General features: G+C 33.9%; 12 protein-coding genes and 1 pseudogene. 4 read left to right on the top strand and 9 right to left on the bottom strand.

The genetic code is table 11. The annotated features are described in order from the left end of the window. Nucleotides 1-181: 181 nt before the first annotated feature. The 5 genes from coaE to ruvB all read right to left on the bottom strand — a co-directional run bounded on the left by coaE (nucleotide 182) and on the right by ruvB (nucleotide 3,778). Complete coding sequence (coaE, locus tag BW939_RS11220; protein ID WP_076452222.1) at nucleotides 182-817, bottom strand: dephospho-CoA kinase; 636 nt, start codon at nucleotides 815-817, stop codon at nucleotides 182-184. A 7-nt stretch (nucleotides 818-824) separates the two neighbouring features. Beyond that, the gene (locus BW939_RS11215; protein ID WP_076452113.1) at nucleotides 825-1,691 is read right to left on the bottom strand and encodes an MBL fold metallo-hydrolase; all 867 of its coding nucleotides are present in this window, start codon (nucleotides 1,689-1,691) and stop codon (nucleotides 825-827) included. Then, entirely contained in the window at nucleotides 1,688-2,329 is a 642-nt protein-coding gene (locus tag BW939_RS11210; protein ID WP_076452112.1) for an FMN-binding negative transcriptional regulator, read from the bottom strand. Before BW939_RS11210 ends, BW939_RS11215 begins: the two co-directional genes overlap by 4 nt. Before the next feature lie 103 nt (nucleotides 2,330-2,432). After that, the gene (locus BW939_RS11205; RefSeq protein ID WP_317043281.1) at nucleotides 2,433-2,735 is read right to left on the bottom strand and encodes a four helix bundle protein; all 303 of its coding nucleotides are present in this window, start codon (nucleotides 2,733-2,735) and stop codon (nucleotides 2,433-2,435) included. A gap of 20 nt (nucleotides 2,736-2,755) precedes the next feature. Beyond that, on the bottom strand, nucleotides 2,756-3,778 hold the full coding sequence (gene ruvB, locus BW939_RS11200) for a Holliday junction branch migration DNA helicase RuvB (RefSeq protein ID WP_076452111.1): 1,023 nt from the start codon (nucleotides 3,776-3,778) through the stop codon (nucleotides 2,756-2,758). 156 nt (nucleotides 3,779-3,934) lie between these two features. On the opposite strand from ruvB, the pseudogene BW939_RS11195 reads away from it, so the two are divergent. From BW939_RS11195 to BW939_RS11180, 4 genes and pseudogenes are all read left to right on the top strand, one after another. Beyond that, nucleotides 3,935-4,299, top strand: a pseudogene (locus tag BW939_RS11195) (four helix bundle protein). 28 nt (nucleotides 4,300-4,327) lie between these two features. Beyond that, on the top strand, nucleotides 4,328-5,551 hold the full coding sequence (hutI, locus tag BW939_RS11190; RefSeq protein ID WP_076452110.1) for an imidazolonepropionase: 1,224 nt from the start codon (nucleotides 4,328-4,330) through the stop codon (nucleotides 5,549-5,551). 40 nt (nucleotides 5,552-5,591) lie between these two features. After that, a complete protein-coding gene (gene hutG / locus BW939_RS11185) occupies nucleotides 5,592-6,512 on the top strand; it encodes a formimidoylglutamase (RefSeq protein ID WP_076452109.1) in 921 nt (306 codons plus the stop codon). A gap of 243 nt (nucleotides 6,513-6,755) precedes the next feature. Continuing rightward, complete coding sequence (locus BW939_RS11180) at nucleotides 6,756-8,048, top strand: aldehyde dehydrogenase family protein (RefSeq protein WP_076452108.1); 1,293 nt, start codon at nucleotides 6,756-6,758, stop codon at nucleotides 8,046-8,048. Nucleotides 8,049-8,118: 70 nt separating this feature from the next. On the opposite strand, the gene BW939_RS11175 is transcribed toward BW939_RS11180, so the two are convergent. The 4 genes from BW939_RS11175 to BW939_RS11160 form a co-directional block, all read right to left on the bottom strand. Then, entirely contained in the window at nucleotides 8,119-11,220 is a 3,102-nt protein-coding gene (locus tag BW939_RS11175; RefSeq protein ID WP_076452107.1) for an efflux RND transporter permease subunit, read from the bottom strand. Nucleotides 11,221-11,323: 103 nt separating this feature from the next. Beyond that, complete coding sequence (locus BW939_RS11170; protein WP_076452221.1) at nucleotides 11,324-12,406, bottom strand: efflux RND transporter periplasmic adaptor subunit; 1,083 nt, start codon at nucleotides 12,404-12,406, stop codon at nucleotides 11,324-11,326. Nucleotides 12,407-12,411: 5 nt separating this feature from the next. Beyond that, nucleotides 12,412-13,653: a TolC family protein gene (locus BW939_RS11165; RefSeq protein ID WP_185115895.1), complete on the bottom strand. Its 1,242-nt coding sequence runs from the start codon at nucleotides 13,651-13,653 to the stop codon at nucleotides 12,412-12,414. Between the two features lie 473 nt (nucleotides 13,654-14,126). Further along, complete coding sequence (locus BW939_RS11160; RefSeq protein ID WP_076452106.1) at nucleotides 14,127-15,491, bottom strand: sensor histidine kinase; 1,365 nt, start codon at nucleotides 15,489-15,491, stop codon at nucleotides 14,127-14,129. Between the last annotated feature and the right edge of the window lies 1 nt (nucleotide 15,492).

Raw genomic sequence — 15,492 nt, 5'->3', positions numbered from 1 at the left:
AATAGAATAAGCTCTCAGAAATGAGAGCTTATTTTTTTTAACTGAGATAAACAAAAGGACTAAGGAGAATAAAAGGTGGGATGCAATCGTATTATTACAAACCATAGAATATAATTTATTGCTACAAGATATATTTTTGTTATAAGTAAAATCCCGCTGAAAATTTTCAGCGGGATTTTATTTATTCAATCTCAAAAATTACTTTTTCAGTTTGATCTTTCAGGTCGTCAAGATTGGTGTTGTTGTAAATTATACAATCAGCCAGCTTGATTTTTTCCTTTTCTGGCATTTGTTTTTCCATGACAGTTTGTACTTCTCGGTACGTCTTCCCGTCGCGATCCATCACTCTTTTTATTCGGATATTATCTTCGGCGGTTACCAAAATTGAGCGGTAGCATTGTTTATTTAATTTTAATTCAAATAACAAAGCGGTTTCTTTAAATATTAAATATTTCTTCTGCTTTTTTACCCAATTCTCAAAGTCTATACGAACCGCGGGATGAATAATTTCATTAAGACGATGAAGTATTTCATCATCATTGAAAACTTTTTGAGCTACAAATTTACGATTGTATAAGCCGTCTTCGTTATAGGCTTCCGACCCTAAAAGTTCTTTTATTTTTAGCTTTAAATCTTCATTATCATTTACGATTTCTTTTGCTCTGATATCCGAATAATAGACCGGAAATCCGCAGTCTTCAATGAATTTAGCCACCGTGGTTTTGCCAGAACCAATTCCACCAGTTAAGCCTATTATTTTAGAAACCGATAAGGGATCGGGCTCACTATTTTGATTTTCTGAATTCAATTCTTCCATAGCTAAATTAATATCCAAAAACATCATTAAAACTGAAAGTCTCATCCAATCGAACTCCTTTTTCAGTCATTTTTAAACTGGCCAATTCGTGGTGTGCATCATGCTCCAGAAATAATAAATAATCATTATCTACACATTGTTTTAGAAACTTTGCTTTTTCTTCCACTGTTAACAACGGTCTTGTATCGTAGCCCATCACATAAACCTGCGGAATATGTCCTGTTGTAGGAATTAAATCTGCGGCAAAAACTATTGTTTTTTCTTGATATTGAATGACTGGTAACATTTGCTTTTCTGTATGACCGTCTACAAAGATGACGTCCATTTTCAAATCTGGCACAAAGCCATAATTTCCGGTTGCAGGAAGTGGCAAAAAATTTAGTTGGCCACTTTCTTGAATTGGAAAAATATTTTCCTTTAAAAAACTCGCTTTTTCTCTTGGATTAGGCTCTGTTGCCCATTGCCAGTGATTTTCATTCGTCCAGAATTGCGCGTTTTTAAAAGCTGGTCTGTATCCAGATTTATCATCGTTCCATTCAATAGCGCCTCCACAATGGTCAAAATGAAGATGAGTAAAGAAAACATCAGTAATATCTTCCTTTACAAAACCATATTTCTTTAAATTATTATCTAAATTATCGTCACCCCAAAGCGAATAATGACCGAAAAATTTATCATCTTGCTTGTTTCCGAGACCGCAATCAATTAAAATTAATTTCTTACCATCTTCTACCAGCAAAGATCTTGTGCCTAGTTCAATTAAATTTTTTTCGTCTGCAGGATTTGTTTTCTCCCACAAACTCTTTGGGACGACCCCAAACATCGCTCCACCATCGAGCTTAAATTTTCCACATTGGATAGGATATAGTTTCATATAATATTAGGTTTTTTAATATTGTTTATCTTTTTTATTTGTTTCATCTTTCCCGCAATTTGTCTTCCGTTTTCATCGCTATTTTCAAGATTTAAAATAATACTTTCGTAATCATTTTCCTTTCTGTTCTGAGACAATTTTTGTTTAATGAAAATCTCTGTAGGGATTATTTTTAAGCCAAAAGCACCTTTCATTTCTTTTTCAACAAATTCTTTTCCCATATCTTTCACCATCATCGGGCATTGCTGGAATTTTTCATATTTATAAGTCAGTTTTTCCAAGTGATTGTAGAGTTCTTCCTGATTCATGATATCAACTTTTCCATAAACCTGTACCGCTTCATAATTCCATGTTGAAACATTAATATGGTCATACCAGCTACTGGAAATATAGGCATGTGCTCCCAAAAAGTCACAAAGAACTTCATCTCCATTAGCCAAAGTTTTCGCTTGAGGATTTGCCCTTGAAATGTGAGTTTCGATATAAATATTTTCGGGATCATCTTCGTTCAGTATCATCATAGAATGGGTTGCACGAATTTTATTCACTGAGGAAATTAGTAAAGCAAAAGAATTTTCTTTAATGATTTCTTTCATCAAATTGTAATCTTCACTTTTATATAATTTAGGAATAAACATTTTATATTTGATAATTAAAAATTAAGATTGAATAAATAATAATTTTGTTTGGACGTTTTTAAAATTGCAGTTAATATTTTTATGACTTCCTCAATATCCATTTTTAGAGAATTAAATTCTGTATCATTAATGAATTCTGTTTTATGTAAAAGTTTATTCCAATAAATGATTGATAGGCTTCCTTATATGATATTTGAAGTTTATAAATGAATTCTTTTTTACTAAACGGGGCGATACCCTCTTCTATATTTGCTCCAATTGAAGTTCCGCTTCTAAGCAATTGTTTTGATAGAGTTTTTTCATTTCTTTCATGGTAAAGAACTTTATACAAGTTGACAATTATAATTGAAAAATCAAAAGATTTATTTCGAATAACATTGTTCTTTTCTTGAAACTTACTTTCCATTTTCCGAGATTAAATATTCATTAAAAAAGTTCTCCAGGGTTTCTAGGTACCGCAATATTCAAATGTCTATAGGCTTTTTCAGTAACCTCTCTTCCCCTCGGCGTTCTGATGATAAATCCTTCCTGAATTAAAAAAGGCTCATACACCTCCTCCAAAGTCTCTGGGTTTTCTGCGATGGATGTTGCCAAAGCTGAAATACCTACAGGTTTTCCTTTGAAATTTTCAATCATCACTCGCATGATTTTATTATCCATTTCATCCAAACCAAATTCATCTACATTTAAAGAATTTAAGGCATATTTAGTAATTTCTATTTCAATTTCGCCATCACCTTTTATTTCTGCAAAATCACGTACTCTTCTTAAAAGGGCATTGGCAATTCTCGGAGTTCCACGGCTTCTTCTTGCAATTTCAATTGAAGCATCTTCATAAATTTTAACGCCCAAAACTCTAGCACTTCGAATAATAATCATTGATAAAAGTTCAATGGTGTAATATTCCAGTCTGCTTTGAATTCCGAATCTAGCCAACATCGGTTTTGTAAGCATTCCACTTCTTGTAGTTGCTCCAACAAGGGTGAAAGGATTTAAACCAATCTGAACACTTCTGGCATTGGGACCGCTTTCCAGCATAATATCTATTTTGTAATCCTCCATTGCAGAATACAGATATTCTTCCACCACAGGCGAGAGACGGTGAATCTCATCAATGAAAAGCACATCATTTTCTTCAAGATTCGTCAGCAAACCAGCTAAACTTCCAGGCTTATCCAAAACAGGGCCGGATGTGATTTTACAGCCTACACCAAGTTCGTTCGCAATAATATTTGCCAAAGTTGTTTTTCCCAACCCGGGAGGACCGTGAAGTAAAACATGATCGAGCGCACCGCCACGTCTTTTAGCAGCAGTGACGAAAACCTCAAGGTTTTCCAATGTTTTTCGCTGTCCTGCGAAGTCTTTGAAGCTCTGCGGGCGGATTTTTTCCTCCTGCATCAGCTCTTCATTGGAGTAATTTTCTTTATCTGGATGTAAGAAATCAGGCATTAATTCAGTTTCATTTACCGTAAAGATAGGAAAATTAGGTTAAGATTTACATTAATTTCAGCCTGAGATTTAGGTTAAGATTGCACACTCTACCTTTTATCATTTACAAGATTGATATATTTTAAGTATTTTTGAAAGGAGAATTATTAATAACAAATGATAAAAGATTTTAATGAGATGCCCGTTTGGCAAAAGGCAATGGATATTGCTGGAAAATGCTTCAAAATATCTGTAAAATTATCTAGAAAAGAAGACTTTACACTTGCTTCACAATTAAGAAAATCTGCAGAAAGTATTTCAGCGAATATTGCTACAGGTTTTAGAAGAAGAACACCAAAAGATAAAAGCAGATTTATGATATTTCTAGAGGTTCTGCATTGGAGACAAAAAGCCATTTGATATACGGTAACAGAGTAAAATATTTTTCAGAAAAAGAGTGCTTAGAAATACAGAATAGGATTGGTGAAGTGATATATGATTTAAATAAAATTACAAATCGTTTAAACAATATGCAGCCTTAATCTAAGCCTCAACCTTAACTTTAATATAATGAAATTAATAGGCCCTTTCAAGCAAGTTATAACGCTTGCCAATCTTCCGTTAAGAGGAAAACTTTCTGATGAGCAAATAGAAATTATTGTTGATGGTGGAATTTTAGTTAACGAAAATAAAATTCAAGCAATCGGAAATTTTGAAACTTTAAAATCTGAAAATCAACATATAGAAATCGAAACAATTGAAGGTGAGCAAATCGTACTTCCTGCCTTTGTAGATTCTCATACCCATATTTGTTTTGGTGGAAACCGTGCCAACGATTTTGCCATGCGAAATGCAGGAAAAACCTATCTTGAAATTGCCGAAAGTGGCGGTGGAATCTGGAGCTCGGTACAACATACAAGAAATGCGTCAGAAGAAGAATTGCTGAAAAATTTATTAGAAAGAATTGATTTTTTAGTTTCTTTGGGAATTACCACCATTGAAGTAAAAAGCGGATACGGTTTGGATGTAGAAAACGAACTGAAAATGCTTCGAATGATAAAAAAAGCTCAGGAAAAAACTAAGGCAACGCTAGTTCCAACTTGTCTTTCAGCACATTTAAAACCAAGAGATTTTGAAGGAAGTAACGAAGAATATTTAAATTATATTTTAACTGAAATTTTACCAAAAGTAAAGGAAGAAAACCTTGCAAAAAGAGTTGATATTTTTATTGAAAAATCTGCATTTCAACCTGAGGAAAGTAAAATATTTTTACTTAAAACTAAAGACTTAGGTTTTGAAATCACCGTTCATGCAGACCAGTTTACACCTGGAAGTTCAAGAATTGCGGTAGAAGTAGGCGCGAAATCTGCAGATCATTTAGAAGCAACGATAGACGAAGATATTGAGTTTTTGGCACAATCTGAAACAGTGGCAACTGCTTTACCGGGAGCTAGTTTAGGTTTAGGTGAAAAATTTACTCCTGCCAGAAAATTATTAGATGCGGGAGCAATTGTGGCGATTGCAAGTGATTGGAATCCGGGATCTGCACCAATGGGAAATTTGATTACGCAAGCTTCTATTTTAGCAACATTTGAAAAATTAACAACCGCTGAAGTTTTGGCAGGAATTACTTTTCGTTCTGCTTTTGCACTCAATTTAGAAGATAGAGGAATTTTAAAAGAAGGGTTAAAAGCAGATTTTGTAACCTATAAAACCAATAATTTCCAAAACGTTCTTTATAATCAGGGAAGCTTGAATGCGGAAAGAGTTTATATTAACGGGAACATAGTTTAAATGTTCTTGGCATTTATGCTATACTTTAAAAACTAAAAGGATGAATACTATTTGGCAAGGAAGATTAGATGGTGAAGAACTTCTTTATCACAGAATATTTCAGAGCGTAAAAGCAGAAAATAATTACGATGCAATTTCAACTAATGATTTCGTTTTACACGGATTTGCCGTTGACGAAGGTGTTCGCAGAAATAAAGGAAGACAAGGTGCAAAAGACGCTCCCGATGTTATCCGGAAAAATATGTCTAATTTTCCTGTGATTCGCCCGGATTTTTCACTTCTTGATTTTGGAAATATTACCTGTGAAGACGGAAATCTTGAAAATACCCAGAATGAATTGGCGAAAAGAGTTTCGAAAGTTTTGCTAAAAGGTGGTCAATCTTTGGTTCTTGGCGGTGGTCATGAAGTGACTTTTGCACATTACAAGGGTGTGAAAACTGCTTTTCAGGAACAGAAAATTGGTATTATCAATTTTGATGCTCATTTTGACAACAGACAACCCGAAAATGGTGTAGGAGCAAGCTCAGGAACTGGTTTTTGGCAAATTGCTCAGGAAGGCGAGATTCATTCTCTACACATCGGAATTCAGAGAAATTCTAATACGTTGAAGCTTTTTGATACGGCTCATCAGTTTGGGATGAAATATATTCTGGCAGATGAATTGTTCTTCGAAAATCTACCGTCGGTCTATGAAAGAGTTAATGACTTAGCAGATTCGGTAGACTTTCTTTACATGACGATTTGTATGGATGTTTTCAACGCTTCTATTGCACCAGGAGTTTCTGCTTCAGCTTACAACGGAATTTTTGCAGATGCAGCTTTCATGCATTTATACAGACATATTCTTAGAAATACAAAGTTAATTGCCTTGGATATTGCAGAAGTAAATCCCAGTCTTGATATTCAAGATCGTACCGCAAGATTGGCTGCAAGTTTGGCTAATGAATGGTTGATGATTTAATTTTTCCTCACATATTAAGCAGATTGCCCAGATTGATTGAAGTAATGAATCTGCCCAATTTGCAAAATAAGCGATAGAAATATTCTAAATTACCTTAAAATTCACTTAGTTGTAATAAATACAAATCATAGAATTTATAATTAATTAAATACGATATAAGGAACAATATTTGTTGCCTTAAAAATGCTTAATCCAAAAGCAGGAGATTCGCAATCCTTGAATCTGTAAAATGGAAATTTTAAAATGGAAAATTTAATAGAAAAAAAGCTGTTAAAAGCTAATCAAACTTTTCAGGAATGGAAAAAAGTTCCGTTTGAAGAAAAGCAAAAACTCATTGCAAAAGCTGCAGAAATTTTTAAAAATAAAGCAGAAATTTTTGGTAAATTAATTACTGAGGAGATGAATAAGCCTATTTCTCAAGCCATTTCTGAGGTTGAGAAATCTGCTTTGATGATGAATTATTATGCGGATGCTGAAAATATTTTAAGCCCGGAAAAAATAGAATCTGAATTCAAAATTTCAGAAATTCAATATGTTCCCAAAGGAGTTATTTTAGGGGTAATGCCTTGGAATTTTCCGTTTTGGCAGGTTTTAAGATTTGCAACGCCTGCAATTTTGGCAGGAAATACAGTGGTTCTAAAACACGCATCAATCTGTTTCGGGAGCGGCAGTGCAATTGAAAAAGTTTTTATTGAAGCAGGTTTTCCTATAGGTGTTTTCCAGAATTTGGAAATTGGTCATGGTGAGGTAAAAGAAATTTTAGAACATGCCACTATAAAGGGTGTAAGTCTTACGGGAAGCGAAAAAGCGGGAGCTGAAGTGGCTTCTATTGCTGGGAAAAACATAAAAAAATCTTTGCTAGAACTAGGCGGAAGCGATGCTTTCATTGTTTTGGATGATGCTGATTTGGATGAAGCTGCAAGGGTAGGAGCTTTGGCAAGGCTTCAAAATTGCGGTCAAACTTGTGTTGCAGCCAAAAGATTTGTAATTCAAAAAAATATTGAATTTGATTTTCTTCCAAAATTTATAGAAGAGTATAAAAAATATGTTCCCGCTGATCCTAAATTAAAAGATACAAAATTAGCCGGAATGGCAAGACCAGATTTAGCTGATGATTTAGAAAAACAGTACCAAAAAGCTTTAGAATACGGAGCGGAAGCAATTATTCCTTTGGAAAGAATTTCTAAAAATGAGTTTAATCCTGGTTTGATAAGAGTAGAAGAAGGAAATCCTATTTTACAGGAAGAGTTATTTGGTCCTTTAGGAATGTTAATGATTGCTGAAAATGATGACGATGTTTTAGAAATTGCCAATAATATTCCTTTCGGATTATCCAATTCGGTTTGGACGAAAAGTAAAGAACGCCAGAATTTTTTTATAGATGGTCTGCAATCTGGAACTGTAAATATTAATAGAATGACGAGTTCAGACCCGCGTTTTCCATTTGGAGGAACTAAAACTTCAGGCTACGGAACGGAACTGTCTCTACACGCATTGAAAGAATTTGTGAATATAAAGACGGTTATTGGAATTTAAAAAAAATAAGAATTGTAAAATCAAAATCTCCCGAAATTTCCGGGAGATTTTTTTAGGTTAAAATAAAGAATTATATAATTTCCTGTGATTTTTTACTTCTGTTAAAAATCCAGAATATAATTGGAAAAATAAGTAACGTTAATACCGTTGCAGTAATCAGTCCACCGATGATTACAATAGCCAGTGGCTTCTGAGATTCTGACCCGATGCCTGTAGATAAAGCAGCAGGTAAGAGCCCAATAGATGCCATTAAAGCAGTCATTATTACGGGTCTTGTTCGAGATTTCACCCCTGTCAATACGGCATTATCCAATGATAAGCCATCTTTTATATTTTGATGGAATTCGGTTATCAAAATCACTCCGTTTTGAATACAAATTCCCAATAAAGCAATCATTCCTACGCCGGCAGAAATTCCGAAATTCATTCTTGTTATATGGAGAGCTATAATTCCGCCAATTAAAGCAAAAGGTACATTGGCTAATACTAAAAGTGAATCTTTTATGTTTCCGAAAAGTATAAACAAGAGGAAAAATATTCCCAAAATACTGATGGGTACAACCTGAGCTAATCTGGCAGTCGCTCTTTGCTGATTTTCAAATTGGCCAGTCCAGCCCAGTTTATATCCTTCGGGAAGGTTTATTTTTGCCACTTCTTTTTGTGCATCACTTATTGTGCTACCCAAATCACGATCACGAATTGAGAATTTAACACCTATGTAGCGTTTGATGTCGTCACGGTAGATAAATGCAGCTCCGTTATTTTTCTCAATTTTCCCCACTTCTTTCAGAGGAATCATGGTTCCGTTTTGTGTAGGAATCATTAATGAAGCAATATCATTTTCATCTTTTCTGTATTCTTGTGAATAACGCAGCCTGATTGGAAATTTTCTTTCGCCATCATACATTTCCGAAGCTGTTTTTCCTCCAAAAGCCATTTCTAGAACGGCTTGTGCGTCTTCTGGCATTATTCCGTACGCCGCCATTTTGTTTCTGTCCCAAACTACATTAACTTCTGGTTGACCAATATTTTTAATAATTCCGGCATCACGTACGCCCTCAACATTTTTTATAGATTTTAAGACTTTATCTGCTATTTCGTCTAAGGTTTCAAGATTGTCGCCATATATTTTAATCCCATTTTCAGCTTTAAAACCAGCGACGGCTTCAGCCACATTATCTGAAATCGGCTGTGAGTAATTGAATGTAATTCCTTGATAATTGCTCAGTTTTTTATCAATATTTTCTATCAATTGTTCGTAGGATATTTTGCGTTTCCATTCATCTTTAGGTTTCAAATTGACGGCGAATTGTACAAATCCAAATCCGTTCGGGTCTGTTCCGTCGTTACTTCGTCCGGTTTGAGCTAAAACATCAGTCACTTCGGGAATATTCATAATATCTTTTTTTAAAATTTCAGCCGTTTTCAAAGATTCTTTTAAAGATGAGCTCATTGGCATTTCTGCAGTAATCCATAACGACCCTTCATTTAATTGTGGCAAAAACTCTGTGCCCAAGAATTTCCCTGAGAATAAAGTGATTATTACAAAAGAAATAGAGATAATTAAACTTAATTTTTTATTTTTAAAAGTAATTCCGAAACCTTTCAAAATAATTCTGTCCCAAAAATTCACAAAAGGATTGTTTTTCTCTTTTACATTTTTGTTTAAAAGCAAATGCGTTAAAACAGGAACCAATGTAAGGGTGAAAAGCAATGCGCCAATTAGTGCAAAACCAAGTGTAAATGCCAATGGTGAAAACATTTTTCCTTCTACTTTCTGGAATGAGAAAATAGGAATTAAAGATGTAATGATAATTAATTTTGAAAAGAAAATTGCCTTTCCTAAACCAGTTCCTGTTTGCTTAATCCAACCTGCTTTTGCTAGTTTATTAAATCTTTCAGGCCCATATTTTTTGGCTTTATGATCCAGCATTACAAAAATTCCTTCTACCATAACGACGGCTCCATCTATAATAATTCCAAAATCTACGGCTCCTAGTGATAGTAAATTTGCACTCATCCCTGCTATTTTCAAACATAAAAATGCAAAAAGCAAAGACAGCGGAATGATGATGGAAACAATTAAAGTTGTTCTCCAATCTGCCATAAAAATTAAAACAATCACTGTAACGAGGATGATGCCTTCCATCAAATTGTGCATCACGGTTTCTGTAGTAAAATCCATCAAATGATCTCGATCGTAGAACGTAACCATTTTTACATCTTTTGGAAGGATCTTTTCGTTTAGTTCTTTAATTTTAGCTTTCACGCCAATCAAAACTTCACGGGGATTTTCGCCTTTTCTCATCACAACGATTCCTTCTACTGTGTCATCATGTTTATTGAGTGCTGCTTGTCCCACTCTAGTTCTTGAGCTTTCGTGAACTTGGGCAACATATTTTACCAAAATAGGGTTTCCGTTGTCATTTTGTATTGTAATATTTCCAATGTCATCGCTAGATTGCACCAAACCAATACCTCGTATTACATAAGATTGTCCGTTTTTTTCGATGACATCACCGCCTACATTTAAATTACTTTTCCTTACCGCTTCATATACCTGAAGCGGTGTTAAATTGTATTTATCCAATGCCCTTGGGTCAATACTCAATTCAAAAACTTTATCCTGACCTCCGAAAACATTAATGTCTGCAACACCCGGAACCCCACGAAGCGCCCTATCTATCACCCAGTTTTGTAAAGTTAGAAGTTCCCGAGAATCTTTTTTATTGCTTTCTAAAGTATATCTGAAGATTTCACCAGTAGGTCCGTAAGGTGGTTGTACTTCCGGATCAATACCTTCAGGAAGACTTACATTTCGAAGTTGATTGTTAACTTGATTTCTTGCAAACATATCGTCAACACCGTCATCAAAGAGAATTTTCACAATAGAAAGACCAAACATCGTGGTACTTCTTACACTTGTTTTTTTCTGAACAGGGCTCATGGCCAATTCAATAGGTGTTGTCACAAAACGCTCTACTTCTTCGGCACTTCTACCATCCCACTGTGTAATGATTACTATTTGTGTATTGGTAACATCCGGAAAAGCCTCAATAGGCATATTTTTGAAACTGATAAATCCCGCAACAGCCAAAATAGATACCCAAATAAAGGTAAAAGCTTTATTTTTCAGTGAAAATGAGATTATGTTTTTTATGAATTTATTCATTATAGAAATTACATATTTGATAAAAAAGGTGTACTTAAATGATTCTAAAACGTATAGAAAGAAAGATTTTTTTGATTTATAGTCACTTTAAATTTCTTAACATTTAATTATTTAAAGAACGGTAAATCAACAATTGATTATTGGTAATTACATTTTCGCCTTCTTTCAAACCTTCTGAAATATAGGTGACATCGCTATTTTGTTTCAATACCTGAATTTCCTTGATTTTCAGATCGTTTCTAGATTTGAAAACCACAACATAGCTTCTATTATCATCAAAAATTACTGCTTTAGAAGGAATAGAAAGGGCCATTTTGTTTTCAGATTTTGAAACTTTTATGGTTGCTTTACTATCCGGAATCAGCAATCCTTTGGTGTTATCCAAAACCACTCTTGCTTGCATTGCATTGGTTTCGGGATCTATTATTTTAAATATTTTATCAATCTTTCCATCAAAAATTTTGTTGGGATAAGATAATGTAGAAACCTGTGCCGACATTCCGAGGCTTATTTTTTCGATGTCAGCTTCATTGATATTCATTATTGCCCATACATTTGTGGTGTTGGCAACATCAAATATATTCTCGCTTCTGTCGCTTCTCAGCTGCATGTCTTTATTAATATCTTTGTGTACAATGTAGCCGCTGATGGGAGCTAAAACGCTGTATATATTTCCGTTTTTTACATTATAAACTGTACTTACTGCACTGGCTCTCTGCAATTGATCTTTGGCTTTTTGTACTTGGCTTTTTGCTTCTAGAACTTCTCTTTCGGTATTTAGTTTTCCGTCATACATTTCTTTTGCTACACGCATGTTGTTTTGGGCTACAATGAGGTCTGTTTTTGCATCACTTACTTCTTTTTGTACTTCTGCAAGTTCTGTACTTCTAATGGTAGCGAGTACCTGTCCCTTTCTCACATAATCTCCGAGCTCTACATTTACACTCATTACATTTCCACCTACCAATGGGAAGACATCAATGTAGGAATTTTTATCTGCAGAGATTTTTCCATAAAAACTGTAAAAATCTTCAATTGTTTTGTGTTCTACTTTTGCTACAGAAATAGATTCTAGCATAGTATTACTGAGCTCAAAACCTTTAGGTTCTATAGTTTTTGGCTGTTCTTGTTTACTGCAAGACCACAATAGAAGTATTGAGAATAGAGGTGTAATTATATTTTTCATCATTTTTAATAGAAGATTTTAGTTTGTACAATAAGATTGAGGTTTTCTGCAGACTGGATGAGGTTATTTTTCATATCATAGACCTGAAGAACAGTCTGGCGGTAAGTTTCCATGAAATCTGTAAACTCAATGAGACTGATGTTGCCATTTCTGAAATTTTTGAGGATTCCGCTGTATACCGTTTCCAAATTATTTTGATCAATAGATTTTATTTGAGACAACTGCTCAAAATTATTTTTCCAGATATTGTAGGCAGCTTGTACTTTAGTTTCAAGCGAAAACTTCTGGAATTCGGCATTTTTTTGATTTTGCAGAACTGCCAAATTTGCCTTTTCAATATTTCCCTTATTACTTTTCCAAAGCGGAAGGGGAACCCCAATCATCAAATTAACTTCGTTTTTAAAAGTTCCACTAGCTTGATCGTATTGTGCACCCAAATTCAAATCGGGTACGTTGAGAGATTTTTGCCACTGTGCGTACAGCTTACTATTGTCGATAAGTTTAATATTATATTGATAATCTGCATTATTTTGCAAGGCTTTTTCTTTCAAAGCTTCTTGGTTGCCAAAAGGCTGAGATGCCAAAATTTCTTTTACTTCTTGATCTGAAATTTGTGGATCGATTGTATTGCTAAGTCCGGTAAGAATTTGGAGGTTTTGCTGATATTCAAGCAGGTCTTTATTGATGTCTGTTTTGTCTGAATTTAGCTGAACGACGATGCTCTGAAGCCTTACTTCATCCTTTAAAGAAACGTTTCCTTTTGCTGATTGCATTCTGTAGACTTTCAAAAGCTCATTCATATAACCGAGTTGCTTTGTGATGCTTTCAAGCTTTACCTTTTGGTAGTATAAATTGAAATAGGCAGAATGAAGTTCTGTTTTTAAACTTGCTAAAAGCTGAGTAAATTGTAGTTGAGCAAGCTCTTTATTAGATTTTGCAAAAGCGATTTCATTTTTCTTTTTTCCTCCAAGATAGATGAGCTGAGTAATTTCGGCACCTTTTGCTCTTCCTGCATCAAAAGCTCTTTTATCTTCGGGATTGTAAGCGTTGATGTATCCGCTTAATTGTGGGAGTTCCCATATTTTCGACTGGATAATATCTGCATCTGCCTTATTGATATTATACTGCTCCGCCAAAAGCTGAAAGTTATTTTTCTGGAAGGCTTCTTCGCAATCCTGAAGTGACATTTGCTGCTGTGCCACCAAAAACGAAGAAACAACAATAAAGAGTCCGGCAAATTTGTTCATTATCATTATTTTGAAGACAAAATTGCGGATGCGCGATTAAAACAGACTTAAATACGGCTTAAAAAATTATTAAAAGATATAATGAAGCTTACAAAAATACTTATCAACATCAGTTGGATTATAATTGAAAACATTAATTTTTGATTACTTTTTTTTAAAAATATTATCAATTGTGTAGGGCTTTAGCCGAAAGTTATAATAGTTTTTGGCTGAAGACAACTCTTTATTTTCACATTTTAAAAAATTACTAAAACCCGTTCTTATTGATATTTGTAAAAAATTCACCAACCGAACTTAGGTTACCAAAGCCTTTTTAAATGCAATTTGAAAATTGTCACTACATTTTATAGAAAAACATCTAAGCTTTTACACCAAATCTCGGATGCTTTTTAGAAATATATTCAAGGTTTTTAAAATGTATAGTATCTCAAAAAAAAGTGATTTTCTTGTCTTAGATTTTTCCTGTCTTTCCACTATTTATTGAATGTAATACTAAACGTATTTGTATTATTTTTATAAGAGGTGTAAATAATTTTTGCACCGTGATATTCCAAAATTCTTTTCACAATACGAAGTCCGAGTCCTGATCCTGAAATATTTTGAGAATTGTTGCCTCGTGTGAATGCTTCAAAAAGTTTTGGTTGCTCTTTTTCGGGTATAGTTTGCCCGAATGATACTACGTCTATTACGATTACATTCTCATCTTCTGTAAGCAATACATTCACTTCTTCTGTTTCAGAATAAATTGCTGCGTTTTTTAAAAGATTGATAAATACGATAATTAATAAAGATTGAACTCCCTTTATCGTAAGCAATGCATCTTCTAAGGAGGTTTCAGCAATATTGAAATTCATTTTAAGGTTAAGAAAACTTTTTTTTACCCTATCGAAAGATTCAAATACAACTTCATCAATACGCACTTCTTCGTAGATGCTTTGTATATTTTCTTTGTCAAATTTCGTCAGCAAGAGAAGTGAATTGGTAAGGTCTGAAAGCACATACACGTCTTTCAACATCTGCTGAAGTGCAGAAAGAGTAGTGGGTGAGTGGTCTTCAAGCTTGATGAGGTTTTCAATTTGAAAAGCCATTCTCGTAATAGGAGTTCGAATTTCGTGAGAAGCACTTGCCGTAAAATCTTTTTGAGACTGAAAAATATCATTCAGTCTTATAATCATGGTATTGAAAGATTGTGCAAGAATACTGATTTCATCTTTAGAATCTTTTACGGGAATCTGCGTATTCAGTTTATGGGCTGTAATTTCGGAAACTTCTTGGTTTAGTTGCTCCAAAGGATGCAAAAATTTCCCCATAAAATAATAACTGAAAAAGCCAATCAACAAAATGCTTGTAATATATGCCGTAATGAGGAGATATTTCAAATAAGCAAGTTTAGATTTACCATTAGTATCGTATGCACTGGTAAGAATATAGTAATTTTCACCATTGATGTTTCGCTTTGCAGCGTAGATTTCGGGGAATGTTTTTTCGGTAAAAACAGATTTTTTTCTATCTAATTCATCTAAAAGTTTAGAATCCCAAGTTACTTTTTGATCTTTAATTGTTGAATAAATGAGTTCTTTATTTTCATTGAAGATTAATATTTTTTCATTTAAAAGAATATTATCTGAATTTTCATTGAAAAAAATGGGCGCTTCCTCTTCGAAATCTTTAGACCTTAGTATAAAGTGAGAGGTAAACTCTAATCGCTGTACAAATCTTTCCTTAAACTCTTCTCTTCTGAAATCGTTGAATAAGATATAAATAATAACCATCACAATCCCCACAAGAATGGAGAATGAAATACTTAAAGTAAGTGCGATTTTCCTTTTTAAAGACATT

This window comes from Chryseobacterium piscicola (assembly GCF_900156685.1).
GTDB classification, from domain to species: Bacteria; Bacteroidota; Bacteroidia; order Flavobacteriales; family Weeksellaceae; genus Chryseobacterium; species Chryseobacterium piscicola.
This window is presented reverse-complemented; position numbering and strand designations above follow the sequence as displayed.